This is a genomic window from Caulobacter sp. UNC279MFTsu5.1 (genome assembly GCF_900114015.1).
Classification (GTDB): Bacteria; Pseudomonadota; Alphaproteobacteria; order Caulobacterales; family Caulobacteraceae; genus Caulobacter.
Window position 1 is genome coordinate 30,050 of record NZ_FORN01000030.1, and the last position, 23,265, is coordinate 53,314.

The 23,265-nt window shown below is 69.7% G+C and carries 23 protein-coding genes; 8 read left to right on the top strand and 15 right to left on the bottom strand.

The features are described from left to right. Position 1 precedes the first annotated feature (1 nt). The 5 genes from BM066_RS16425 to BM066_RS16445 form a co-directional block, all read right to left on the bottom strand. On the bottom strand, positions 2-1,153 hold the full coding sequence (locus BM066_RS16425) for a hypothetical protein (RefSeq protein WP_018062304.1): 1,152 nt from the start codon (positions 1,151-1,153) through the stop codon (positions 2-4). Next, entirely contained in the window at positions 1,154-2,218 is a 1,065-nt protein-coding gene (locus BM066_RS16430; protein ID WP_018062303.1) for an LptF/LptG family permease, read from the bottom strand. Further along, the gene (locus tag BM066_RS16435; protein WP_018062302.1) at positions 2,215-3,444 is read right to left on the bottom strand and encodes an LptF/LptG family permease; all 1,230 of its coding nucleotides are present in this window, start codon (positions 3,442-3,444) and stop codon (positions 2,215-2,217) included. Before BM066_RS16435 ends, BM066_RS16430 begins: the two co-directional genes overlap by 4 nt. Continuing rightward, complete coding sequence (locus tag BM066_RS16440; protein WP_026176594.1) at positions 3,441-3,878, bottom strand: HIT family protein; 438 nt, start codon at positions 3,876-3,878, stop codon at positions 3,441-3,443. The genes BM066_RS16435 and BM066_RS16440 overlap by 4 nt, the downstream gene beginning before the upstream one ends. 110 nt (positions 3,879-3,988) lie before the next feature. Next, positions 3,989-4,921, bottom strand: coding sequence for a metallophosphoesterase family protein (locus BM066_RS16445; protein WP_018062300.1), 933 nt, complete (start codon positions 4,919-4,921; stop codon positions 3,989-3,991). A gap of 156 nt (positions 4,922-5,077) precedes the next feature. Here BM066_RS16445 and BM066_RS16450 point away from each other — a divergent pair, with 156 nt between their 5' ends. Genes BM066_RS16450 through BM066_RS16460 form a run of 3 tightly spaced genes read left to right on the top strand, consistent with a single transcriptional unit; the run spans position 5,078 to position 7,994 of the window. Further along, a complete protein-coding gene (locus tag BM066_RS16450) occupies positions 5,078-6,136 on the top strand; it encodes a CDP-alcohol phosphatidyltransferase family protein (protein ID WP_255367630.1) in 1,059 nt (352 codons plus the stop codon). Beyond that, complete coding sequence (locus BM066_RS16455) at positions 6,136-7,053, top strand: diacylglycerol/lipid kinase family protein (protein WP_255367629.1); 918 nt, start codon at positions 6,136-6,138, stop codon at positions 7,051-7,053. The genes BM066_RS16450 and BM066_RS16455 overlap by 1 nt, the downstream gene beginning before the upstream one ends. Continuing rightward, on the top strand, positions 7,050-7,994 hold the full coding sequence (locus BM066_RS16460; protein ID WP_018062297.1) for a hypothetical protein: 945 nt from the start codon (positions 7,050-7,052) through the stop codon (positions 7,992-7,994). Before BM066_RS16455 ends, BM066_RS16460 begins: the two co-directional genes overlap by 4 nt. 42 nt (positions 7,995-8,036) lie before the next feature. On the opposite strand, the gene spt is transcribed toward BM066_RS16460, so the two are convergent. The 8 genes from spt to BM066_RS16500 all read right to left on the bottom strand — a co-directional run bounded on the left by spt (position 8,037) and on the right by BM066_RS16500 (position 16,288). Beyond that, positions 8,037-9,254: a serine palmitoyltransferase gene (gene spt, locus BM066_RS16465; RefSeq protein ID WP_018062296.1), complete on the bottom strand. Its 1,218-nt coding sequence runs from the start codon at positions 9,252-9,254 to the stop codon at positions 8,037-8,039. 3 nt (positions 9,255-9,257) lie between these two features. After that, positions 9,258-9,509 (bottom strand): acyl carrier protein, encoded by a 252-nt coding sequence (locus BM066_RS16470; protein WP_026176593.1) that lies wholly within the window; start codon positions 9,507-9,509, stop codon positions 9,258-9,260. A gap of 79 nt (positions 9,510-9,588) precedes the next feature. Further along, entirely contained in the window at positions 9,589-10,572 is a 984-nt protein-coding gene (locus BM066_RS16475) for an NAD-dependent epimerase/dehydratase family protein (protein WP_018062294.1), read from the bottom strand. Next, positions 10,556-12,259: a fatty acyl-AMP ligase gene (locus BM066_RS16480; protein ID WP_026176591.1), complete on the bottom strand. Its 1,704-nt coding sequence runs from the start codon at positions 12,257-12,259 to the stop codon at positions 10,556-10,558. The genes BM066_RS16475 and BM066_RS16480 overlap by 17 nt, the downstream gene beginning before the upstream one ends. Beyond that, positions 12,256-13,617, bottom strand: coding sequence for a lipopolysaccharide biosynthesis protein (locus BM066_RS16485; RefSeq protein ID WP_018062292.1), 1,362 nt, complete (start codon positions 13,615-13,617; stop codon positions 12,256-12,258). The genes BM066_RS16480 and BM066_RS16485 overlap by 4 nt, the downstream gene beginning before the upstream one ends. Next, positions 13,614-14,783, bottom strand: a complete 1,170-nt coding sequence (locus BM066_RS16490; RefSeq protein ID WP_018062291.1) for a glycerophosphotransferase — start codon at positions 14,781-14,783, stop codon at positions 13,614-13,616. Before BM066_RS16490 ends, BM066_RS16485 begins: the two co-directional genes overlap by 4 nt. Beyond that, positions 14,780-15,397, bottom strand: a complete 618-nt coding sequence (lptC, locus tag BM066_RS16495) for an LPS export ABC transporter periplasmic protein LptC (protein ID WP_018062290.1) — start codon at positions 15,395-15,397, stop codon at positions 14,780-14,782. Before lptC ends, BM066_RS16490 begins: the two co-directional genes overlap by 4 nt. A 108-nt stretch (positions 15,398-15,505) precedes the next feature. Then, positions 15,506-16,288, bottom strand: coding sequence for a pseudouridine synthase (locus BM066_RS16500; RefSeq protein WP_018062289.1), 783 nt, complete (start codon positions 16,286-16,288; stop codon positions 15,506-15,508). Between the two features lie 115 nt (positions 16,289-16,403). Here BM066_RS16500 and BM066_RS16505 point away from each other — a divergent pair, with 115 nt between their 5' ends. Then, on the top strand, positions 16,404-16,706 hold the full coding sequence (locus BM066_RS16505) for a hypothetical protein (RefSeq protein ID WP_018062288.1): 303 nt from the start codon (positions 16,404-16,406) through the stop codon (positions 16,704-16,706). 54 nt (positions 16,707-16,760) lie between these two features. On the opposite strand, the gene BM066_RS16510 is transcribed toward BM066_RS16505, so the two are convergent. Next, on the bottom strand, positions 16,761-17,081 hold the full coding sequence (locus BM066_RS16510; RefSeq protein WP_026176590.1) for a hypothetical protein: 321 nt from the start codon (positions 17,079-17,081) through the stop codon (positions 16,761-16,763). A 102-nt stretch (positions 17,082-17,183) separates the two neighbouring features. Here BM066_RS16510 and BM066_RS16515 point away from each other — a divergent pair, with 102 nt between their 5' ends. Then, positions 17,184-17,648 carry a hypothetical protein gene (locus tag BM066_RS16515; protein ID WP_018113127.1) on the top strand — a complete coding sequence of 155 codons (465 nt, stop codon included), beginning with the start codon at positions 17,184-17,186 and terminating at the stop codon, positions 17,646-17,648. A 38-nt stretch (positions 17,649-17,686) separates the two neighbouring features. On the opposite strand, the gene BM066_RS16520 is transcribed toward BM066_RS16515, so the two are convergent. Then, the gene (locus BM066_RS16520; RefSeq protein ID WP_018062285.1) at positions 17,687-19,333 is read right to left on the bottom strand and encodes a pectate lyase; all 1,647 of its coding nucleotides are present in this window, start codon (positions 19,331-19,333) and stop codon (positions 17,687-17,689) included. A gap of 514 nt (positions 19,334-19,847) precedes the next feature. On the opposite strand from BM066_RS16520, the gene BM066_RS26510 reads away from it, so the two are divergent. The 3 genes from BM066_RS26510 to BM066_RS16535 all read left to right on the top strand — a co-directional run bounded on the left by BM066_RS26510 (position 19,848) and on the right by BM066_RS16535 (position 23,157). Continuing rightward, positions 19,848-20,018, top strand: a complete 171-nt coding sequence (locus tag BM066_RS26510; RefSeq protein WP_018062284.1) for a hypothetical protein — start codon at positions 19,848-19,850, stop codon at positions 20,016-20,018. 108 nt (positions 20,019-20,126) lie between these two features. Then, positions 20,127-21,143, top strand: coding sequence for a sensor histidine kinase (locus BM066_RS16530; RefSeq protein WP_089929603.1), 1,017 nt, complete (start codon positions 20,127-20,129; stop codon positions 21,141-21,143). 121 nt (positions 21,144-21,264) lie between these two features. After that, complete coding sequence (locus BM066_RS16535; RefSeq protein WP_089929573.1) at positions 21,265-23,157, top strand: transglycosylase domain-containing protein; 1,893 nt, start codon at positions 21,265-21,267, stop codon at positions 23,155-23,157. Positions 23,158-23,265 lie beyond the last annotated feature (108 nt).

Consider the following 23,265-nt stretch of genomic DNA (forward strand, 5'->3'; position numbering starts at 1 on the left):
CCTAGATCGCCTTCTCGTAGATCCGATAGGTCTTGTAGATCTCCGCGCCCATGGCTTCGGAGATCCGGCGCATCGGCGCGTTGTCCTCCAGGATCCACGAGAACTCGAACTTGTCGTAGCCCAGGGCCAGCCCGGCGTCGCGGCCGGCGTTCATCAGGTGGAACGGCACGACCTGGCCGCGCAGGGTGTCGGCGAACTTGCGCTTGAGGCCCATCAGCGGGATGCGGATCGACTTCACGCGCTTGACCTTCAGCCGCCACAGCAGCTTGGCCCAGCCGAACGGCAGCAGCTTGCCGTTCAGGCCCTCGATCGCCTCGTTGACATTGGGCAGCAGCACGATGAAGCCGGCCGGCTCGCCGTCGATCTCGGAGAACAGGATCAGGCGCTTGTCGAGCACGTCCTTCAGCGACTTGCCCAGCTGGGCGGTCTCGGCCTCGGTGGTGGGCACGAAGCCCCAGTTGCCCGACCAGGCGTCGTTGAGGATGCCGGTCAGGGCTTTGACCTCCTCGTCGTAGCGGCTCATGTCCAGCTGGCGCAGGGTCACGCCCTCGGGCAGGCCGCGCTTGATCCGGCGGACCACCACGGGGGGCAGGGCGGCGCGGGGATCGCAGACATAGGCGTAGACGTCCTTGGCCTTGACGTAGCCCTGCTCCTCGACCCGCGCGGCGGTGTAGCGGGGGTCATGGCCCATCATCACCATCGGCTTGGTGTCGAAGCCGTCGACCAGCAGGCCGACCTCCTCGTTGATCGACAGGTTGAACGGACCCAGGGCCCGGTCGCAGCCGCGGGCCTTCAGCCAGTCCTCGGCGGTGCGAAACAGCAGGCTGAAGATCGCCGGATCGTCCTCGGCGGCGATCATGCCGAAATTGCCGGTCTTGGCCGTGCCTTCCTCGGTGGCCAGGTGGTCGATCTGGGCGCTGATCCGGCCCACGTCGCGACCGTTCCGCACCGCCAGCCACATCTGCACGTCGGCGTGCTGGAAGAACGGGTTGGTCTTGGGCGTCAGGGCCGCCATCCGCTCGTACATCAGCGGCACGACCCAGTTGGGGTCCTTGGCGTTGAGCCGGTTGGCCAGGTTGACGAACCGCTTCAGCTCGGCCTTGGAGCCGACGGGGACGATGGTGAGGTCGGAATCGGTGGTGTCGAACGGCATTCAGCCCTCCAGGACAACGAGCGCGTAGATCGCGAGGGCCGCGAAGATGACGGGGCCGCCCCAGACGGCCAGGACGGGCGACAGCGAACCGCCTTCGCCGAGGGCGGACAGCAGGCCGTTGACGACCAGGAAGACCAGGCCGGCCGCCAGGCCGCCGGTCAGCAGCACCGCGCCCTGGCCGCTGCGGAAATTGGCCAGGGCGACCGGGGCGCTGAGCAGCAACATCACCAGGGACGCCACCGGTCCCGCGAAGGCGGCCAGCAGGCGGGTCTCGTAGAAGCTGGTCGGTCGGTCGCCGCCGCCGTCCAGCAGGGCGCGACGGGCCGTGGCGGCGGTCGGCACGGGACTGTCGGCGAACAGGGCCTGGACGTCCTGGCGGTGCAGGGGCGAGGGCCAGTTCATGCGGGCGGCGGGCGTGACCTTGACCTGCTCGCCCTCGAACCGGGCGATGACGGGACTGACCAGGGTCCAGCCGCCGTCGCGGGCGTAGGTCGCCGACGGCGCCTCGATGCGCTCGATCAGCCGGCCGGCCTTGTCGCGTCGGTAAACCTTCACCGCGTTCAGGGTTCCGCCGTCGGCCGAGGCGCCGGCCGCGATCACCAGGTCGTCGCCGGCCCGGAAGCTGCGCGGGCCGGGAACCTTGCGCTCGGCGACCGGGGTGGTGGCCTGCCACCAGTCGGCCAGCACCGGATCGGTGCGCGGGGCGACCAGTTGGGCGCAGCCGAAATCGACGGCCATCACCAGGAAGACGACGGGCAGGGCCATGCCGACGATGCGATAGGCCGAGATGCCGGTGGCGCGCATGGCGATGATCGCGCTTTCGCGGGCCAGCTGCGAAAAGGCGAACAGCCCGCCGGCCAGGGTGGCGATCGGGGCGACCTGCTCGATCAGCCGCGGCGAGCGCAGGGCGGCGTAGTACAGCACCCCGGCCGTCCCCAGGCCGCGGTCCAGGATGTCGGTGGTCACTTCCAGCAGGTCGAGGATCTGCAGGATCGAGAACAGGATCAGGGCCGCGCCAAGCACGCGCATGCCGACCGTGCGCAGGACATAGAGCTGGATCTTCATGCGTCGGCCTGCTCGAACCTATCCCGGAACATCCGCCGGAAGCGCTTGATGCCGACGCCGAAGCGGCGGATCAGCTCGGTCACCGGGGTCTGGCCGGGCCGCTTGCGGCTGCCGATGAACATCCAGAGGCTGAGACCGGTGAAGATCAGCCACGGGACGCCGATCGCCGCCAGCGGCATGGCCTTGCCCGATTCCGCCAGGCTCTGACCCAGTTGCAGGCTGTGCTGGAAGGCCAGCAGCAGCACGCCGGCGATGATCAGGCCGGGGGTGCGGTTGCCGCGCTTGGCGGCCAGGCCCAGCGGGAAGGCCAGCAGCGGCAGGAAGGGCAGGAAGGCGGCCCGGGCCAGGCGGCCGTACAGCTCGGCCAGGAGGGTCGAGCGCGGCACGACCGGGTTGGGGCTCCGCGCCTGACGGGCCAGTTCGCCCAGGGTCAGTTCTCGCTCGTCGCCGCCGCGGCTACGCAGCAGGGCGGCCGCGCCGGCCAGGGGCACGTTGGTGGTGAACTGGTCGAAGACCAGGATGCGGTATTCGCCGCGGGCGTCGATGCCGATCCGCTGGCCCTTGCGCAGCAGCATGGTGACGTTCTTGCCGTCGATGGCCGAGCGCAGGTCGGCGGTGGCGGCGGTGATCACCTCCTCGCGGCCGGCGGCGTCCAACCGGCGGATGAACACCCGGTTCAGCTGCTGACCGGCCGCGTCGGCGCCGTCGGAGGTCATCAGCAGCTTTGGCTGGTCGATGAACGAGCCGCCGTTCAGCTTGCCGTTCCAGCCGGCGTTGATCGCCTCGTGCATCACCGCGCGATAGGCGTAGCGGCTGTAGGGCTGCATGTAGCCGAAGACGATCAGGCTGAAGACCATCAGGAACAGGCCGACGGAGATGAACGGCGCGGCCACCCGGGTCAGGGACTGGCCGCTGGCCAGCAGGGCGTCGATCTCCGAACCGTCGCTGAGCTTGGTGATGACGATGAACAGCGCCACGAAGAACGCCACGGGCAGGGCCAGGCCCAGATAGTGCGGCACCAGGTTGGCCGCCAGCGCGGTGACGTAGCCGAAACGGGCGCTGCTTTGCGACAACACGTCCAGCAGGCGCAGGACGCGCTCCAGCAGCAGGGCGACCACCGTCACGCCCAGGCAGCCGACGATCGGCCAGACCAGCAGGCGCAGCAGATAGGCGTCGATCAGCCGGAAGCGCGACGTGCCGTGCGGCGTGGGGATGGGCTTCTTCACGCGGCCGACCAGGCCTGGGCCAGGGTCCGGGCCAGCCGCTCGGCGGCGTCCAGGTCCAGATCGACGGTCGATCCCAGGGCGGGAACGGCGGGCCAGCCGGCGTCGGCGTAGACCAGGCCTTCATGCTCGCGCGTCCCGGCGTAGCGCGGGATCACGTGGAAATGCACGTCCTTGTCGACCATCATCAGCATCAGATAGTTGATCTTCTCGTAGGCCACGACCTTGCCCAACATCCGCTCGACACCGTCGGTCGCCGTCTTGAGATCGGCGAAGGCGGCGGGACTCAGCTGGGAGAAGGCCTCGACCGATTCCTTGCATATCAGGACCAGGGACCCAAATGTCGGCTGCTTGGGCCGCACCAGGACCAGCCAGCTCTCGGTCTCGGCCACCTTGGTGCGCGGGAAGCCGAAAGTCTCAGCGGTGGGATTGGTCATGTCGGCCTCGCCTCCGGGCGTTCGCCGCCGTCGCTCATACAATAGGGACGCCGCCTTTTCCATGGAAGCACGATCCGCGCCGTCGGCTTCGGTTCGGCGGTGAAAAAGCCCTATGGACGCTGGGCGGTCGATCGATCGGGACGGCCGGCCTGAATCAGGACATAGCGGCCCAGCTCGCCCGTCTGGCCGGTCCTGGGATCCAGCCCGCGGGCCACCAGCCTGACCTCGATCCCGCCATGGGCTTGCCGGTCGATCTCGACCCCGTGCCAACGCGCCGCCGGGTGGCCGCGTTCGCCCAGGGCCGAGGCGGAGGGCACGCCCAGCACGGGAATCATCGCGCCGTCGGGGCCGGGCGCCGTCGACACCATCGCCTCGTGGGCGTGGCCATGCAGGACGAGGTCGGCGCCGTGGCGGGCCAGCAGGGCGCGCAGGGCGTCCAGGTCCTCCAGCGACTTGCGCCGGGCCACCGCGCCCGGGACGGGCGGGTGATGGATCAACAGCACCCGGAAGGCGTCGCGATAGGCCGGATCGCCCAGCAGGGCGTCCAGGCGGTCCAGCTGCGCCTGGCCCAGCCGGCCGGTGGCCAGGTGCGGCGCCGTGGGCACGGCCGAGCACAGGTTGAACAGGGCCACGCCGTCGCGCACCCGCACCTGGGGGAAGGTCGCCGCGCCGTCGTCGCCCAGCCAGGGCGTCCAGGCGGCGAACGAGTCGCCGCCCTTGGCGCCGACCAGGGCGTCGTGATTGCCGGGGCTGACGGTGATCTCGTGGGCCGGACCCAGGGCCTCCAGCCAGACGCGGGCGGCCTCGTATTCGGCCAGGGAGGCGTAGTTGGTCAGGTCGCCGGTGATGGCGATGTGGTCGGGAGCGTGGGCCTTGAGGTCGGCGATCACCGCCGCCAGGACCTCGGGCCGGTGCTCGCGGTGCTTGCGGCGCCAGGCGATCCGGCTCAGCAGCCGTTTGGACAGCAGGTCCCGCCAGCCGAACGCGCCCTTGGGCGGCGGCAGGTGGAGGTCCGAGAGGTGCGCGAGGTGGAATATCGACAAGTTTGGTTCACGGATTCTGGCGGAAGGGGCCGAAGCTGCTTATCAATCGCGCCAGGTTTCAAGGGGTTGTCTATCGTGAGCGCGGAAAATCAGCCAAATGAGGCCGTCGGCCCGTCCGCGGTCACGGTCGGACTGGCCAAGACCCGCCTCTGGGGGATGACCTCCGCCGAGCGGCTGTCGCGGATCTACCGGCGCCTGGGCCTGGTCGAGGCCGGGCCCGAGACCGTCTTCATCGCCGGCGACGTGGTGGTGGTCGACGCGGGCTGGGTGTTCGACGAGTCGCTGATCAAGGCCCTGGCCGGTCGTCCAGGCGTGGCCCTGGTCGACGAGGCCGGGCGCGTGGTGGCCGTCAACGTCCCGGCGGCGCGAGCCCGCGAGGCCATCGTGCGGCTGGACACCGGCGAGGACGTCACGGCCCTGGCCGCCACCCGCCTGACGGCGCTGGAGCTGGGCTCGGCCTACAACAGCGCCCTGCGCAAGCGCGAGCCGCCGGTGCTGGAGCGCCTGACGCCCGAGACCCGCGTGGCGGTCGAGAAGCGCCTGTTCCAGGGCTCGTACAAGGGCGTCACGGATCTCGTGACCAAATACGTCTGGCCCACGCCCGCCCGGATCGTCACCCGCTGGTGCGCCCTGGCGAAAATGACCCCCAACCAGGTGACCCTGATCGGTTTCCTGCTGGTGCTGGCGGCCTTCGGTCTGTTCTGGACCGGCCAATGGGGCTGGGGCCTGGTCTGCGCCTGGATCATGACCTTCCTCGACACCGTCGACGGCAAGCTGGCGCGGGTGACCCTGACCTCGTCCAAGTGGGGCAACGTCTTCGACCACGGCATAGACCTGGTGCATCCGCCGTTCTGGTGGTGGGCCTGGTATGTCGGCGTCGGGGCGGCGGGGTTCACCATGCCGCACGGCCAGCTGGCCCTGGCGGTCATCGTCGGTGGCTACGTGCTGCAGCGTGTGGAGGAGGGGATCTTCCTGGCGCTGTTCAAGGTCGAGATGCACGCCTGGCGGCCGTTCGACAGCTTCTTCCGGCTGATCACCGCCCGCCGCAACCCCAACCTGATCCTGCTGACCCTTGCGGTTCTGGTCGGTCGTCCCGACATCGGGTTCCTGGCGGTGGCGATCTGGACGGCGATCTGCCTGATCGTGCACGCCGCGCAGATCCTGCAAGGCCTGGCGGCTCCGAAGGGAGCCGTCGTTTCCTGGTTGTCGCGCTGATGCGAGTAGGCGTCGTCCGCAATCCGATGAGCCACGGCAATATCGGGCGTTCAGATGAGCAATCGACGCCCGACGCGGTCCTGCTGGTCGAGCCGGCCACGCCCGAGGCGCTGGAGCAGGACCTGCAGGCCTTCGCCCAGTGCGGCGTCAAGCTGCTGGTGATCGACGGCGGCGACGGCACCATCCGCGATGTGCTCAGCCGGGCGGCGACGATCTTCGGCGAGGCCATGCCGCTGGTCGCCCTGATCCCGTCTGGCAAGACCAACGTCCTGGCCATCGACCTGGGGGTGCCGCGCGACTGGACCCTGACCAAGGCGCTCGCCGCCGCCAAGTCCGACCAGGCGGTGATCAAGCACCGCGCGCCGCTGGAGGTGCGCTGGGACGACGGGCGGCCCAGCCTGCGCGGCTTCGTTTTCGGTCTGGGCGCCTTCGTGCGCGCCACCAGCCTGGCCCAGACCGTCCACAAGACCGGCGCCTTCCACAGCATCGCGGTGGCGATGAGCGTTCTGGGCGCTCTGATCGGCACGGTGATGGGCGGCAAGCGCGACCAGTGGCGGGCCGGGGTGCCGCTGTGCCTGGCCATCGACGGCGAGGAGACCCGCACCGCCGACCGCTTCCTGGTCCTGGCCACCACGCTCAAGCGCCTGCCGTTCGGGGTCAAGCCGTTCGGCCCGCCGCGCGAAGGGTTGAAGTTCCTGGACGTCGACGCCCCGCCCCAGGGGCTGCCAGGCGCGTTTCCGGCCCTGCTGGCCGGCAAGGAAACGGCCTGGTCCGGTCGCCACGGCTACCGGCGCGGCGACGCTTCGCGGCTGCGGATCACCACCGACCAGCCCCTGGTGGTCGACGGCGACGTCTATGACGGCGCGGGCGGGGTGACCGTGGTCCTGGGGCCGACCCTGAGGTTCCTGGCCGCATGACCGGGGCCGTCGCCAGCCTAGTGGGCGAGGAGCTTCTGGCGCCCGCCCCGCCGCAGGCCGTCGCTTTCGCGACCCGGCTGCTGGACCGATTCGAGGCGCCGCTGGCGGTGCTGTTCTACGGCTCGATCCTGCGCACCGGCGACCTGGACGGGGTGCTGGACTTCTATGTGCTGACCCAGCGCGTGCGCCCCGGCCTGCGCGGCCTGGCCACCCGCCTGCTGTGGCCCGACGTCAGCTATCACGAGATGGAATTGGACGGCCAGGTGCTGCGGGCCAAGGTGGCGACCATGACCCTGGCCCAGTTCCAGGCGGCGACGCGCGGGCAGGGGGTAGACACCACCATCTGGGCCCGTTTCGTCCAACCGGCCGGACTGGTCTGGAGCGCCAGTCCGGCGGTCGCCGGCCAGGTGGTCGAGGCCGTGGCCGACGCGGCCCGCACCGCCGCCCGCTTCGCCGCCGCCCTGGGTCCGCCGGAGGGGCCGCCGGCGGCCTACTGGTCGGCGCTGTTCCAGGAAACCTACGCGGCCGAGTTCCGCGTCGAGAAGGGCGGGCGCGAGCGCTCGATCCTGTCGTTCGACGTCGATCGCTACCATCGCCTGCTGGTCGCATGCTGGCATGAGGAAGGGCTTCTGGACATCGAGGCCGAAGGCTCCGTCCAGCCCGCCCTGGACGAGGGCCAGCGCCGGCGGATCCAGGCCGCCTGGCGCCTGCGCCGGCGGATGGGGCGGCCGTTGAACTACGCCCGCCTGATCAAGGCGGCTTTCACCTTCGACGGGGCGGCGCGCTACGCCGCCTGGAAGATCGAGCGCCACACCGGCATGCCGGTGGCCCTGACGCCGTGGCGCGAGCGCCACCCGGTGCTGGCCGCCCCCGGCGTGCTCTGGCGGTTGTGGCGGCAACGCCAGGCCCAGAACAAGGTCCACAAAGCAGGAAAGGCCTGAGGTTTCCCTCAGGCCTTTCCAATTTCGGCGATGGGAGCGGCCTTAAGCCGAGACGCGCTTCAGCGGGGCTTCGATCAGGCCCATGGCCGCGCCGATCTCGGCGAACACGGCCAGAACCTGGTCGATCTGCTCGAAGCTGTGGGCGGCGCTGACGCTGGTGCGCAGCAGCGGGCGGCTGTCCGGCGTGGCCGGCGGCAGGGCCAGGTTCAGATAGACGCCGTTCTGCAGCAGGGCGTTCCACATGCCGATCGCGCGCTCGGTGTCGGGCATGGTGATCGCCACGATCGGGCTGGACGTCGGGCCGGTGATGTAGCCCATGGCCGACAGGCCGTCGTACAGGCGGCGGGCGTTGGCCATCAGCTTGTGACGCAGCTCGGGCTGTTCCTCCAGGCGGCGCAGGGCGGTCACGGTCGAGGAGACCACGGCCGGCGGCAGCGAGGCGGTGAACATGTACGGACGGCAGGTGACGCGCATGACGTCGAAGTCGTCCATGTCCGAGACGCAGAATCCGCCGATGGCGCCCAGGCTCTTGGAGAAGGTGCCGACCACGAAGTCGACGTCGGCCTCGACGCCGGCCGCCTCGGCCAGGCCGCGGCCGTGCTCGCCCAGCACGCCCATCGAGTGGGCTTCGTCGACCAGCAGGTAGCCGCCCAGCTCGCGCTTCACGGCGGCGATTTCCTTGAGCGGCGCGGTGTCGCCGATCATCGAATAGATGCCTTCGACGACGATCAGGCGCTCGCCCGGAACGTCCTTCATGCGGCGCAGGCGCTTGTACAGGTCTTCCGGATCGTTGTGGCGGAAGCGGATGACCTCGGCATGGCCCAGGCGCGCGCCGTCATAGATCGAGGCGTGGCTGTCGGCGTCCAGGATCAGGTGGTCGCCGCGGCCGACCAGGGTCGACAGCACGCCCAGATTGGCCTGGTAGCCGGTGGTGAACACCATGGCGTGCTTGCGATTGTAGAACTTGGCCAGGGCTTCTTCGAGCTCGACGTGGGCCTCGAAGCTGCCGTTGGCGATGCGCGAACCGGTGGTGCCGGTGCCGCGCTCCTGGACGGCCTTGACCGACGAGGCGATCGCCTGCTCGTCGAAGGTCAGGCCCAGATAGTTGTTGGTGCCCAGCAGGATGGTGCGCTTGCCGTTGATCACGCCCTCCGTGGGCGAGACGACGGCGTCGAAACGCACGCTGAAGGGATCGGCGCCGGCTTGCCGGATCGCGTTGTAGGCGTCGCGATACGCGAGGTGCTTGTCGAACAGCCCCATGGCTTAGGCCCTATTCCGAAGGTCTTTAATCAGGGAAGCAAGGTCTCCGGCGGTTTCCACCGAAGCCAGGCGATCCAGAGGAATGGAGATGTCGAAGGTGTCTTCGAGCTCCATGATGATGTTCATCAAGGCCAAGGAATCGACGGCCAGATCACGGCCGATATGGGTGTCGTTAGCCACATCGACAGAGCGCCCGAGCACCTTGCTCGTAGCCAAGCCGATTTCACGCAAAGTGAGATCCGTAACAGCTTCCATCGACGCGACGATATCCCCGACCAATGTCCTACATAACCGAATTGTAACAGCCGTCTCGACGGAAAATCGCCGTATTTGGCTATTTTTGAGACTTTTTATCCTTCAACCAACCTTCCGAACGATACCAGCGCACGCTTTGCGCGAATCCCGCCCGGAGAGGGTATCTCACGGGAGGAAAGTCCGGAATCGGATCGTTGCTAGATAGGCTCCAATCGGCGTGAAGCAACTCCCGAGCCTTGCCCGGGGTGAGAATTGTGTCCTTCCCGGTGACGACCGAAGCCCATTTTGACAACACCGCCAAAGCTTTGATCGCCCCGGAGGGAACCCGGACCAGCCTTGGCGACGCGCCCACCGCTTCGGACGCGGCCTGCATGAGTTCGACCCAGCCATAACCTTCCGGGCGGTCGTCAGACAAGCTGAGCAGGCCGAGACGCGGCGTTTTGACCAAGTCCGCGATCCGTGCGGCGGCGTCGTCGACATGGATCCAGGCCATGCGGGTTTTGGGGCTCAAAACCGGCAAAAAGGCCGATTCTGAAGCCATTTTGAACAGTCTGAGCGTCTCGACGTCGCCGGGGCCGTAGATGGCCGGCGGGCGGACAATGGTCAGATCACCGCCAAGAATTTCGCGGGCTGCGTCTTCTCCGCCACGCTTGCTGCCGGCGTAGTCGGACAATTGCGGCTCGCGGGCGGCCAGGCTGGAGACCAGGATGAGTCGCGCCCCGGCGGCCTTGGCCGCCTTGGCGACTCGGCGCGAGCCCTCGACATTGGCTCGGTCGAAGGCGGCGCGGTCCCGGGCCTTGATCAGGCCGGCCACGTGGACGACCGCCTCGGCGCCGTCGCACAGCGCGGCCAGCGCGCCGGCCTGGGCCAGGTCGCCGATCACCAGCTGGGGTTCCAGGCCCGACCAGGCCGGATCGGCGACGTCGCGCCGGGCCAGGACCCGGACGGTCCGCCCCTGTTCGGCCAGGGCCCTGACCAGGCGACGGCCCAGGAACCCCGTGGCGCCGGTGACGGCGACCACCGGGCCCGTCCGGGCCTCGCTCATGTCAGGCGCGCTCGCCATAGGCGCCGGCCAGATAGGCGGCCTTGGCCTTGGAGCGGCTGAGCTTGCCCGACGAGGTCTGGGGCAGGGCGTGGGCGCCGACCAGTTGGACCTGGGCCTCGACCTGGTGTCGCAGGCGCAGGACGCCGGCGATCTTCTCGACCAGGGCCGCGCGGGTCTCGGCGTCGCCGCCGCGCGCCTGGACCAGCACCATCACCGTCTCCTCGCCGTCGCCGGGGACCGAAAAGGCCGCCACGTCGCCGCTGCGCAGGCTCTCGACCTCGGCCTCGGCGGTCCATTCCAGGTCCTGCGGCCAGATGTTGCGGCCGTTGAGGATGATCAGGTCCTTGCCGCGGCCGGTGATGACGATCTCGCCCTCGACCAGGTAGCCCAGGTCGCCGGTGTCCAGCCAGCCGTCCGCCGACAGCACACGAGCGGTCTCTTGCGGCTGCTCGAAATATTCCCGCATCAGGCTGGGGCCGCGGGCGTAGATGCGGCCCACGCCCCGCTCGGGCAGGACGGCGCCGTTCTCGTCGCGCACTTCCAGCTCGTGGCCGGGCAGGGCCGGGCCGTTGCGGGCGAACTCGCGCGAGCGCTCGGCGTCTTCCGTGAGGACGGCCTCGTGCTGCTCCAGCCGCTCGACGTCCAGGCGCTCGGTCTTCAGGCCGCCGCCCAGCGGGGCCATCGACAGGGCCAGGGTCGCCTCGGCCATGCCGTAGCTGGCCACGAAGGCCTTGTCCGAGAAGCCGACGCCGGCGAACCGCTCGGCGAAGGCGCGCAAGGGGCCGGTGCGGATCATGTCGCCGCCCAGGCCGGCGCTGCGCCATTTGGAAAGGTCGAGGTGCTCGATCGACGCCACCTCGGCGCGGCGGGCGCACAGCTCGTAGCCGAAGGTCGGGCTGTAGGAGATGGTGCCGCCGTTCTTGGTGATCAGGTCCAGCCACAGCAGCGGCCGGCGCACGAAGGCGCCGGTGGGCAGCAGGTCGACCGACATCTGGCTGGTCATCGGGCTCAGCAGGAACCCGATCAGGCCCATGTCGTGATAGAGCGGCAGCCACGAGACGGCGCGGTCGGTCGGCAGCACCTGCAGGCCGTCGCGGGTGATGGCCACGGCGTTGGCCATCAAGGCCCGGTGGGTGACCAGAACCCCGGTCGGGAAGCGCGTGCTGCCCGACGAGAACTGCAGATAGCAGGTGTTGTCCGGAGCGACCTCGGGCAGGGCGTGGTCCTGGCTTTGGGGCAGGTCGGCCAGCGCGCCGGCGAAGTTCAGCGGCGTCTTGGCGGCGATCTCGGCCACCCAGTCCTTCATGCCGGTCGGACCGACCAGCAGCTTGGCGTGGGCCGAGGCCAGCATGCGGGCGATCTGCTCGACATAGGCTTCCCGGCCGCCCAGCGGAGCGGGCAGGGGCAGCGGCGCGGGGACCAGGCCGGCGTACTGGCAGGCGAAGAAGGCGCGGACGAAGTCGGCCTCGGTGTCGGCGACCAGGCCGACGCTGTCGCCCGGCTTGGCGCCGGTGGCCAGCAGGCGCGGCGCCAGGTCCAAGGCCTGTTCGCGCAGCCTGGCGTAGGACAGGGCCTCGACCAGTTCGCCGCGCAACGAGTAGAGGTTGATCCCGGTTTCGCCGGTCGCGGCGAAATCGAGCGCGGCCGTCAGGGTGGGGAAATCGGCGAATCTCACGGTTCGCGAGGGGGACGTCGGAGTCATCATTGCGAGAGGCCTTTGGCGCCGTTTTGACCTTCGGCGCAAGTTTGTTCATCCCTGGAGCGGGCCGTTTCGGCCGCCAGGCTTCGGCGGAGCGCCAGATACATGCCGATCGCCAGGGCGGCGGCGACGGCGACCAGGGCCGCGCCGGCCCCGTTCAGGCCCGCGGCCCGGATCAACGGGACCAGGGCCGCCAGATAGACCGCGCAGACCACGGCCCGGACCCGCAGGGCCAGGCCCGCCTTGCCCAGGGAGACCAGCATCGGCTCCAGCGGCATGGCCAACACGCCGATGGCGGCGGCGGCCACCTGCCAGTTCATGATGCCGGCCCCGGCGGCGAACGGCTTGCCCATCACGATGGTCAGCACGTCGTCGCCGAACAGGATCGAGACCAGCAGCAGCACGCCCGCCACCGCGCCGCCGATCAGGCCGATCTGGCGCGACAGCTTGCGCATGGCCTCCTCGCCGCCCGTGGCGCGCATCTTGGCCAGCTCCGGATAGAGCGCCGGCACCAGCAGCTTGGCCGGCTTGGCCATGCCGTCGGCCACCTGGCGGCCGACGCGCCACATGGCCGCCTGGGCCGGACCCAGGACCGAGCCCACCACCAGGGTGATCACCTGGCTGAAGGCCGTGTCGATGGTGCCGCTGAAATTGGTGGCCCAGGCGAAGCGCCAGACGCCGGGCAGGCCTTCGGACAGCGGTCCGCGGAAGGTAAAGTCCTTCAGCAGCTGCCGGCGGTTGAGGTCCCACAGGGCCACGCCGTTGACATAGATGAAGGCCGTGACCGTGCCGGCGGCCCAGGCGGCCAGATAGGCCTCGATCGGGGCGTGCAGCGTGAAGCACAGGGCGCAGCCGATCAGGCGCACGGTCGAGCTGACGGCCTGCTCGGCCGCCAGGAAGCGGAAACGGTCGAACAGGCGCAGCAGGCCGACCGAGGTCGCCGAATCCATCACCGCGATCGACAGGGCGTAGCAGGCGGCGGCCGGCGACAGCGCGGCCGGCCAGCCCAGGAAATGCCCGAACAGCAGGGCGCCGATCACGCCCAGGGTCACCCCCACGGCGGCGCCCAGGGTGTCGAGCATCAGGGTGAACCGCAGCACCTGCTGGAAGCGCGGGCGGTCGCCCTGCAGCAAGGCCGAGGCGCCGTACTGCAGCAGGGTCTGCCAGGACTGGAACTTGGCGACCTCGCCCAGGAACTGGGCGAAGGCGTTGATCAGCACGATCACGCCCATCAGGTCCTTGCCCAGGCCGCGCGCGGTCAGGGCGATATAGGCCAGCCCGACCACGGCGTTGACCGTACGGCCGCCGAGCAGGGTTCCGGCATTGGCCAGGACCCGCTTCAGAACATTGGGTTCGTTGGTCATCGGCGGCGTCGGGATCTCGGAGACAGGCGCTCGACGATCGCCTGGGCGGCGCGGACCGAGGAAGGGGTTTCCCGCAGGTCGAAGCTTTCGGCGAAGCCCTGCGCCTGGGCCTCGACATAGTCGGGGTGTCCGCTCTGCGCGGAGGCGACGGCGTCGACGAGCCCGTCGACGCCGTCGAGCACGGGGCCATAGCGCCAGTGATGGAAGCTCTCGTCGCCGCGCCAGGCCGCGCCGCTTGCGTTGAGGAACAGGCACGGCTTGGGCGTGCGCAGGAACTCGTAGACCTGGCTGGACACGTCGCCCAGATAGATGTCGGCCGCGCGGGTGTAGGTCATGTCGATCGCCGCCGGCCCGCCCAGGTCGAGGTGGATGCGCGGGTGGTCGACGAACGGCGCCAAAGCCTCGATCGTCCCGGGGGCCGCGCCTTCGAAGAGGCGGATATGGGGGGCGAAGATCAGATTGTAACGCTCGTCCGCCGCGAATTGCTCGAGGATCCGCCGTCCCCAGCGCGGCCAGGAGCCCAGGACGGGGTGGAAGTGCGGATTGTACAGCACCACCGGCCTGGCTCGGTCGAACGCCGGCAAGGGCGAGGGCGGCAGGGCGTCGATGATGTCGAACTTGGGGTAGCCGATCATGGCGCAGGTCCGGGGCGTGACCCAGCCCTCGGCCAGCATCCGGTCGCGTTGCTTGGGACCGGCCGCCATCACCAGGTCGAACTGCTTGAGGCGCGGCTCGAACGGTCCGCCGCGGTCGCCCGCGCCATGCTGGGTGTAGACCAGCATGGTGTCCCTGACCCCCAGCTTGCGCAGCAGGGCCGTGGTGCGCTCGGGCGTGACCACGGCGTCGTAGCGGCCCAGTCGGCGGGCGTTGGCCGCCAGCATCAGGGCCTTGGGCGGGGTGGCCGAGCCCTTCAGCCGCAGGTCCCGCAGCCACTTCGGCGGCAGCAGGCGCGAGGGGATCGGCGGGACCTTCAGGGTCTCGAGCAGCTCCCGCACATAGTCCAGGTGCTCCTGGGTGGTGGTGGCGATATGCACGTCGATATCGGGCCAGCCCTCGGCCAGGGCGATGGCGATGGGCAGGCTGTGCAGGATCTGGTGGGTCTGGGCGATGTAGAGGAAACAAACGCTGGGCCTGTCTCCGCGTCCCTTCGGCTGGGCGGTGATCACTGTTGCGGCGTAAGGCGCGTGCGCACCCGGCCCTTGAACAGCACCCGGTCGCCCTTGTCGCTGACCGAATAGCTGTCGGCCCGGATGGCGCCGTTGTTCGGGCCGGCGCCCTCGACCGCGGCCCCGCCGACTAGGTCGCCGGTGCGGGTGTCGATCAGCGCCTTCTGCGAGGCGAACTTGTAGCCCTGGCCGTCGTCGATCTTGACGTCGCCGGTCAGCAGCAGCGAGCCCTTCTCCTCCTGGTAGGCCCCGTCCTTGGAGACCACGTGGGTGGGCTTGTCCGAGCCGTAGCCGCGGGTCAGCTGCGGGTTCTTCAGGAACACCTGGTCGGCGTTGTTCAGGTCGCGCGTCGCCGAGGTGGCGGTGATCAGGAAGGCGCGTCCGTCCTTCAGCGTGCCGGTGAAGCGCGGATTGTCCATGCGCAGGGGCGCGGCGGCGGCGGGCGGGGCGGCCTTGACCTCTATGGCGCGGATCACGCCCTGGCCGACGATCGCCACCGCCGTGCCGATGGCGATGGCCGGCAGGATGGTCCGCAGCGCGCGCACCGGCTTGCGGTGGCGGTTGCGGTTCTTCTTGCGGACCGGACGGGCAATGGCGGGCGTGATGGCGATCATGGCTGTTGGACTGAAGGCGACGGGCCGAAAGGAACAGGCGACGGACTTAAGCCTCCCGGCCCGATCTCCCAAGAGGTATTGCGACCCTGCCCCCGCCCTTGAGTGTGGTCAACGCGGGTTTGTCGGGGCGGCGGGGTTGACCAGGCTGGACCGCTCGGCGGCGGTCAGCGGCCGCCAGCGGCCCTCGGGCAGGTCGCCCAGGACCAGGTCGCCGATCCGGATCCGCAGCAGGTCGACGACGGTCAGCTCGACCAGTTCGCACATCCGCCGGATCTGGCGGTTGCGGCCTTCCTTGAGCACGAACCGCAGCTGCTGGCGGCCGACGACCTCGACCTGGGCGGGCCGCAGCTGGCGCTCGTCCAGCGCCAGGCCGTGGCGCAGCAGGGCCAGCTTCTCGTCGGTGATCCAGCCGTCGACCCAGACCAGATACTCCTTCTCCAGTTCCGAGGCCGGGCCGATCACCGCCTTGGCCACCACCCCGTCTTCCGAAAGGATCAGCAGGCCGCGCGAATCCATGTCCAGCCGCCCGACCGGGGCCAGCTTGTTGTCGAAGCCGGGGATGACCGGGCTGGCGCCGACCAGGGCCTCGCGGGTCAGCAGGCGCACGGCCGGGACCTGACCCGGATCGGGCTGCGACGAGACGATCCCGACGGGCTTGTGGATCATCACCGTCAGGGCGCCGTCGAGCTGGGCCTGGGCGCGATCGGACAGCACCAGGGTCTGGCCGGGTTCGATCTTGCGGCCGACGTCGTCGACCCGCTGGCCGTCGATCGACACCAGGCCCTGGCTGATCAGGGCCTCGGCCTCCCGTCGCGAGCAGACGCCGTTCTGGGCCAGCCAGCGATTGACGCGCTGCGGCTCGGCTTCGTCGTAGAGGCGGGTCCAGGCCATGGTCGGGCGTCCAGAGAGGTGGGTGGGCCTGTCTAGGGCCGGCGGGCGGTGTTCGGCAACCGCCATGGGGCCAGGGCCGTTCCTCACGCGGTGAAACTCGGCCCGGAGAGACCTCATGACCGACCGCGTGGACAACGACACCGCCCTGGAGGAGGTCCTGGCGTTCCTGGCCGATCCGCCCGCGCCGGGCACGCCCGAGGACGCCCGCTTCGGCGACCGGCTGCGCCAGGTGCTGTCGGCCTCGATCGTCGACGAGCCGGTCGACGAGGACGACCCCGTGCCCAAGCCCGAGCTGGCGCTGGACGACGCCCTGCGCCGCAAGCTGGAGGCGGCGGCCAAGCGGCGGTCGTCCAATCCGTTCGGCGAGCATCCGGAAGGCATCGGGCCGACGCTGGGGATGGATCTGCGGAAGTCGTAAGGGCGGGTCCTTCCGGCGGGTCCACCCACTCAAGGCCGTGCGTGGTCGGTCCGATCAGTGATGCGCGTGGTGTTCGGCGTTGCGCTTGCGGGTCGCGGCCACCTTCCTGGCCGAGGCCGAGCGTTCGGCCGCCGTGCGCGAGGCCGCGGCCTTGCCGCCCTTCTCGCCGCCCTTGTGGGCCGCCGGATGGCCGGTGTCCTTGCCTCGGCCCGAGCCGCCGGGCTTCTTGCCGCCGCCGTCGTCCTTGTTGACCGTCGCCCAGGCCCGTCGTTCGGCCTCCTTCTCGGAGACCCCGCGCTTTTCATAGCCGTCGGCGATGTGGTCGGCCTTGCGTTCCTGCTTGTCGGTGTATTTCGACTTGTCGCCCTGGGGCATGTCGTCCTCCATCCGCTGTGGAAGGAAAAATCCGTCGCCTGGGCGTCAGGTTCCTAAGGCCAACCTTCGGAACAGGCCGAACAATCCGTCCGTTCGAAGCGCATGGCGCGCAAGCTCAAGGTGTTTTCCTGGTCCGACGGCCTCCACGACTACACCGTGGCGACGACCTCGCGCGCCAAGGCGCTGGAGGCCTGGGACGTCGGCCGCGACCTGTTCAAGGACGGTACGGCGCGCGAGGTCGCCGAAGGCCGGGCCCGCGAGGCCGCCCTCGACGCGCCGGAGACCGTGATCACCACCCCGGCCGGCGGCCTGGGCGCGGCGCTGAAGGCGCTGCCCGCCAAGGCGCGGCGCAAGCCGACCAAGGCGGAGACCGCGCGGGCGGCGAAGCTGGCGGCCCTGCAGGCCGAGCTTGAGGCCGTCGAGGACGAGGCGGAGGCCTCGGAACTGGGGTTCGCCGAGCGGCGGTCCGCGCTGGACGCCGAGGAGATGGCGGCGACGGAAGGGTTCGAAGCCCGGTGGGCGGCGCTGGAGAAGGCGATCAAGGCGGCGCGGTCCCCGCGCGGATGAAGGCGCCGGTCGCTGGGAAGGCTGGGGGCGTCTCGACCCTAAGCCGTCACGTAGCGGATCAGGGCCGCCATGTTCTCGATATAGGCGCCGGTCGAGATGCCCGGCTTGGGCACGTCGGCGAGGTAGGGCGAGGTGTCGGTGGGATCGCCGACGCGAGTCTGCGAGAACTCGCCCGGGGTGACGGTCATCGAGCCGTCGCCGATATAGGGGTTGCTGACCGCTTTCATCGGCGTGGGCCACCAGCCCTCGGCGTTCAGTTCGGACATCAACTGGGCGGCCTGGGCCGGTGAGGTCGCGCCCTCGGCGGCCTTCAGGGCCCCGACATTGAGGTCGGACACCGAGAGGTCCTTGGTGGTGAAGTAGCGCGGCAGCGGGCGGCCGCCGCCCTTGGCCTTCAGCGGCGAGTCCTTGCTGGCGACTTCTGGCGGCGTCGCCTTCAGCGTCTCGTAGCGCTTGCGCAGCTTGTCGATATTGACCGCGCGGAACGACGAGTAGTGGACGATGGTGTTCTCCCAGTGCTTGTCGACGAAGTACTCACCGTTGAACACGTTGGACCCGCGGCGGTGCACGTACAGCGGTTCGTTGGTGCCGATCTCGATGAAGGTCGGGTAGCGCGGCCTGCCGGGGGCGATCTTGTCGTCGAGCTTCAGGGCGGCCAGCCAGTCGAGGGTCTCGGGGATGCGGTCCAGGTACTTCGGGTCGCCCGTCAGCTGGTAGTAGTCCATCAGGTTTTCGAGGTTGCCGGCCGTGGTGTGGCTGGCGAAGGCCTTGGGCTCGTAGGTGCGCGCGCCGGCGGGCTTGAGGTCGGCGACCGTGTGCTGCAGGCCCCAGCCGGGCTGCGGCATGGGCTGGTGGGCGGCGATGTAGATGTCCATGGCGCGCCGGATCGGGTCCAGCACGCGCCTGTCGCCCAGGGCCTGCCAGACCATGAGCAGGAACTTGATGTTCTCGTCGACCACGCCGTCGTTGAAGGTGATGTAGCCGGTGTAGTCGGGGTGGCCCTTGTTCTCGAAGCCGCCCGACAGCGGGAAGCGCTGCGGCCAGCCGCCGTTCGGATACTGGGCGTCGAGGACGAACTGGATGGCCTTGTCCAGGGCCGGCTTGAAGGCCTTGTCCTTCTTCTCAAGGTAGATGCGCAGCATCAGCTGGCAGCTCTCGGCGGTGCCCTCGTCGTCGAACGTGGCGTTGCCGTAGTAGTGCTGGAATTCCTCCAGTCGCCAGCCGTTCCGGCCGATGGTGTCGTACCATTTCTTCAGCGACTCCGGCCCGGCCAGGTCGCCCATGTAGTTCCAGCCGCCGGCCGGGTGCTGGATCTTGATCAGCGCTTGGGCCGCCTTCTTGGCCGCGTCGTAGTAATAGTCGTCGCCGGTGGCGTGGTAGGCGTCGAGGAACAGATGGCCCATGGTCGCCGTGCCGGGCGGCTGCACCCAGATCATGGTCGGGAAGGCCTCCATCTCGCCGAACCGGCGCGAGAAATCGGGCAGGTAGCTCCAGACATAGCCGCCCTCGTAGGCGGCCTTCTCGGCCATGAAGGTCGTAGCCTTCCTCATCGTCGCCAGGACCTGGTCCCTGGACGGCGCAGCGCCTTGAGCCAAGGCCTTCAGCGGGGCCATGGCCGCCGCGGCGGCGAAGGCGGCGGTGGTCGTCGCCAGCAGGCGGCGGCGGGTGAAGGGGCTCAGCGGCATGGTGATGGTGCTCTCCCTGGGGACTTTCACGTCGAACCCCGCGGCGCAAGGACGCGGCGTGCTGGCCGGGAGAGGAGCAGGAGGGCCTTCGGTCCCCCCTCGATCCTGGTCGTCCTCCCGGTCGGTCCTTGCCGAAACCCCTGGCGCCGTTGATCGGCGCGGTATTGGCGTCAGTTATGATACCGGTGTCATAACTTGGCTAGCGTCTTTTAGTAGAGTTCCGTCTCGTGACGCGTCGTCATGTCCTGCGACAGGCCGTCACGTTGTGCCCGCCCGGTCGTTCGGCGAAAACAGGGCATCGGTTTTTGAGGCGACGCCGCCGCGCCGGGTTCTGGTAGCGCGCGACGCCGTCCTGTTGGGGAACAGGACGACGGCCCCGGGTCAGGAATGACCCGGGGCCGTTTTCAGTTTTGGGACCGGTACCGGGTAAGCTCTTGATTTTATATTATAATACCAATGTTCTGCGACCAGTGGTCACATGGTTGCGCGCGTTCATTTCTCGTAAATATCCACTATGCCCGACCAAAACGATCATCTGAACGAAGCCGAGCGTCTCGAGCGGCAAGCCGAGCTCGCCGACAGCGATCACGCCCGCGAGGCGCTGCGTCGCATGGCCCAGACCTCGCGCCTGTCGGCGGCCCTGGTCGGCATGCTGGAAGCCAGCCGCGAAGAACTGCCGGGCTGATCCGGCGGGGTGGATCGCGCCTTTCCTCGCCAACACGTCCCCAAGATACACGCTTCGCTTGAATTGCTGCGCGGCTCGGTGAACATGGGCTCCAGCAAGGAGGCCCTGGTGGCGGGCGAGGGATCGGACAAGGCCGTTCTGGAGGGCGCCGGCGCGTACTTCCTCAGCATCGTGGAAGCCAGCCGCGACTGCATCCGGGTGATCAGTTCCGAAGGCTTCGTCGAATACATGAACGCCCGCGGCCAGGCGCTGTTCGAGATCGAGGACTTCGCGGGCCGCAACCGCAACCGCTACTGGCCCGACATGTGGCCCTCCGAAAGCCGGGCCGCCGTCGAGCAGGCGCTGCGAACCGCCCTGGCCGGCGAGGCCGCCGCCTTCCGCGCCGTCTGCCCCACCGCCAAGGGCGACCCCCGCTGGTGGGACACCACGGTCTCGCCCATTCTCGACAAGGGCCGGGTGATCCGGGTCCTGGCCACCTCGCGCGACGTCACCGGCGAGATGCGCTCCGAAGCCCAGCGGCAGCTGCTGGTCAACGAGCTGAACCACCGGGTCAAGAACACCCTGGCCACCATCCAGTCGATCGCCAGCCAGTCGCTGCGCAACGCCGGCGTCGACCTGGCGGTGCGCGGCGCGTTCGAAGGTCGGCTGATGGCGATCGCCGCCACCCACAACGTGCTGACCGACGAGAACTGGTCGGCCGCCAGCCTGCGCCAGATCATCGACGGTTCGGTCACGCCCTATCGCAGCCATCCCGGCCAGCTGACCATCAGCGGCGAGGACCTGATGGTCTCGCCCAAGCCGGCCGTGGTGCTGGCCCTGGCCTTCCACGAACTGGCGATCAACGCCCTGAAGTACGGAGCCCTGTCGGCGACCGGCGGCCGTGTCGACATCGGTTGGGCGGTGGCGGGCGGCGGCCACCTGGACATCACCTGGACCGAGCAGGGCGGCCCGCCCGTCCGCCCGCCCGAGCGGCGCGGCTTCGGCTCGCGGATCGTCGAACTGGCCCTGCCCAACGAACTGGGCGGCGAGGTGGACCTCGACTATCGCCCCGAGGGGCTGCGCTGCCGCATCCAGGCGCCGCTGGCGGCGCTCGACAAGGTCGACGCCTTCATGCCGCTGGCGTGAGGGCGGGGGCGCTTGGGCGGGAGCGTTCCGTCCCGCCAACATCCCGACACGGTGAACCGCGATCCTGCTAGGCCGTTGTGCAGGCTTGAGCGGCGCTCGAGGTCGCGGAGGCGCGTCGCTGATGATCCCGCAGGAGGCGAAGACAGGGCTGGCGGCCGCCTGGACGGCGTCGCGCGGTTTCGTCTCGCGCCATCGGCTGTGGTTGGGGGCCGGGATCGGAGCGCTGCTGCCGCTGGCGGTTCTGCTGGTCTGGCTGGGGTCCAGCCTGCCGATCTCGCGCGCCCTGGAGCCCTTGCCCAGCCGCGCCCTGATCCTGCTGGACAACCAGGGCCGGCCCTTCGCCCGGCGCGGCGCCTACAAGGAAGCGCCGGTGGTCATCGAGGCGCTGCCCAGACACGTGCCGGCGGCGTTCGTGGCCATCGAGGACCGCCGCTTCTACCGGCACATCGGCATCGACTTCCAGGGCGCGGCGCGGGCGCTGCTGGCCAACGCCAGGGCCCACCGCACGGTCCAGGGCGGCAGCACGATCACCCAGCAACTGGCCAAGAACGCCTTCCTGACGCCCGAGCGCAGCCTGCGCCGCAAGGGCCAGGAGGCGATGATCGCCCTGTGGCTGGAGCTGAGGCTGTCCAAGGACGAGATCCTGTCGCGCTACCTGTCCAGCATCTATTTCGGCGACGGCGTCTACGGCCTGGGCGCGGCGGCCCGGCACTATTTCGGCAAGCCGCCCGAGCAGCTGTCGATCGGCGAGGCGGCGATGCTGGCGGGGATCGTCAAGGCGCCGGTCGACCTGGATCCCGTCGACCATCCCCAGGCGGCCGGCGCGCGGGCCCGGCTGGTGCTGGACGCCATGGTCGAGACCCGGGCGATCACCCGCCCGCAGGCCGACGCCGCCGGCCACGTCGCCGTGCACGCCACCCGGGCCGACCTGCCGGTGGGCGGCTACTTCGCCGACTGGATCTCGCCGCAGGTCAAGTCGGCCTTCGACGGGCCGGGCTATGGCGAGGTGCGCGTGCCCACCACCCTGGACAGCCGCCTGCAGCGGATCGTCGAGCGCGCCGTGGCCAGGGACATGAAGGGCGCGGCGCGGGCGAAGGTCGGCCAGGTGGCCGTGGTCGCCATGCGCCCGGACGGCCAGGTCGTGGCCATGCTGGGCGGCACGAACTATCGCAAGACCCCGTTCAACCGCGCTGTCCAGGCCAGACGCCAGCCCGGCAGCGCCTTCAAGCTGTTCGTCTACCTGGCCGCCCTGCGCGACGGGGCCACGCCCGACAACCTGGTGATCGGCGACCCGGTCACGATCGGCGGGTGGACGCCCAGCAACTACGAGGGCGGGGGCGGGCGCGACCTGACGATCCGCGACGCCTTCGCCCAGTCCAACAACGTCATCGCCGCGCGGGTGTACCAGCAGGCCGGCGGTCCCGAGGTGGTGCGGGCGGCGCGGGACCTGGGCGTCGTCTCGCCGCTGCGCGAGGACGACGCCACCCTGGCCCTGGGCACGGCCGAGACCAGCCTGCTGGAGCTGACCGGCGCCTATGCCGCCGTCGCCTCGGGCAAGATGCCGGTCCAGCCCTACGGCCGCCCGCGCCCGACGCCGATCGCCGCCGCCGACATGGACACCGCCGAGCGGGCGGCGCTCTACGACCTGCTGGGGGCGGTGGTCGAGGAGGGCACCGGCCGTGCGGCGCGCCTGGGCCAGAAGGCCTATGGCAAGACCGGCACCACCCAGGACTATCGCGACGCCCTGTTCGTCGGCTTCACCGGCGACCTGGTGGTCGGGGTCTGGGTCGGCAACGACGACCATTCGCCGATGCGCCGCATGGTCGGCGGCGACCTGCCGGCCCGCATCTGGCGCGACGTGATGACGGCTGGCCTGAAGGCGGGCCTGGTGGCGCGAGACGGCCCGCCGGAGCCCCGCTACGAGCGCTACGAGCAAGTCGAGCCCGAGGTCGTCGAGGAAGCGTCGCGACCCAGGCGTGTGCCGAAATGGCTCCGGCGGCTGTTCGGGCTCTGATTTTCCTCCCGCTCTTCCCGGCGGGACGAGCGGAGGTTGAGCTGGCCCGCCGCTTGCTGCCAACCGGACGCCGCGACCCAGAATGGGACGCTTTTCGATCGCTCGTCG

Coding starts and splice junctions, on each gene's coding strand:
- BM066_RS16425 (WP_018062304.1), bottom strand. CDS start 1,153: ATGCCGTTCGACACCACCGATTCCGACCTCACCATCGTCCCCGTCGGC.
- BM066_RS16430 (WP_018062303.1), bottom strand. CDS start 2,218: ATGAAGATCCAGCTCTATGTCCTGCGCACGGTCGGCATGCGCGTGCTT.
- BM066_RS16440 (WP_026176594.1), bottom strand. CDS start 3,878: ATGACCAATCCCACCGCTGAGACTTTCGGCTTCCCGCGCACCAAGGTG.
- BM066_RS16450 (WP_255367630.1), top strand. CDS start 5,078: ATGACCTCCGCCGAGCGGCTGTCGCGGATCTACCGGCGCCTGGGCCTG.
- BM066_RS16455 (WP_255367629.1), top strand. CDS start 6,136: ATGCGAGTAGGCGTCGTCCGCAATCCGATGAGCCACGGCAATATCGGG.
- BM066_RS16460 (WP_018062297.1), top strand. CDS start 7,050: ATGACCGGGGCCGTCGCCAGCCTAGTGGGCGAGGAGCTTCTGGCGCCC.
- spt (WP_018062296.1), bottom strand. CDS start 9,254: ATGGGGCTGTTCGACAAGCACCTCGCGTATCGCGACGCCTACAACGCG.
- BM066_RS16470 (WP_026176593.1), bottom strand. CDS start 9,509: ATGGAAGCTGTTACGGATCTCACTTTGCGTGAAATCGGCTTGGCTACG.
- BM066_RS16475 (WP_018062294.1), bottom strand. CDS start 10,572: ATGGCGAGCGCGCCTGACATGAGCGAGGCCCGGACGGGCCCGGTGGTC.
- BM066_RS16480 (WP_026176591.1), bottom strand. CDS start 12,259: ATGATGACTCCGACGTCCCCCTCGCGAACCGTGAGATTCGCCGATTTC.
- BM066_RS16485 (WP_018062292.1), bottom strand. CDS start 13,617: ATGACCAACGAACCCAATGTTCTGAAGCGGGTCCTGGCCAATGCCGGA.
- lptC (WP_018062290.1), bottom strand. CDS start 15,397: ATGATCGCCATCACGCCCGCCATTGCCCGTCCGGTCCGCAAGAAGAAC.
- BM066_RS16500 (WP_018062289.1), bottom strand. CDS start 16,288: ATGGCCTGGACCCGCCTCTACGACGAAGCCGAGCCGCAGCGCGTCAAT.
- BM066_RS16505 (WP_018062288.1), top strand. CDS start 16,404: ATGACCGACCGCGTGGACAACGACACCGCCCTGGAGGAGGTCCTGGCG.
- BM066_RS16510 (WP_026176590.1), bottom strand. CDS start 17,081: ATGCCCCAGGGCGACAAGTCGAAATACACCGACAAGCAGGAACGCAAG.
- BM066_RS16515 (WP_018113127.1), top strand. CDS start 17,184: ATGGCGCGCAAGCTCAAGGTGTTTTCCTGGTCCGACGGCCTCCACGAC.
- BM066_RS16520 (WP_018062285.1), bottom strand. CDS start 19,333: ATGCCGCTGAGCCCCTTCACCCGCCGCCGCCTGCTGGCGACGACCACC.
- BM066_RS26510 (WP_018062284.1), top strand. CDS start 19,848: ATGCCCGACCAAAACGATCATCTGAACGAAGCCGAGCGTCTCGAGCGG.
- BM066_RS16535 (WP_089929573.1), top strand. CDS start 21,265: ATGATCCCGCAGGAGGCGAAGACAGGGCTGGCGGCCGCCTGGACGGCG.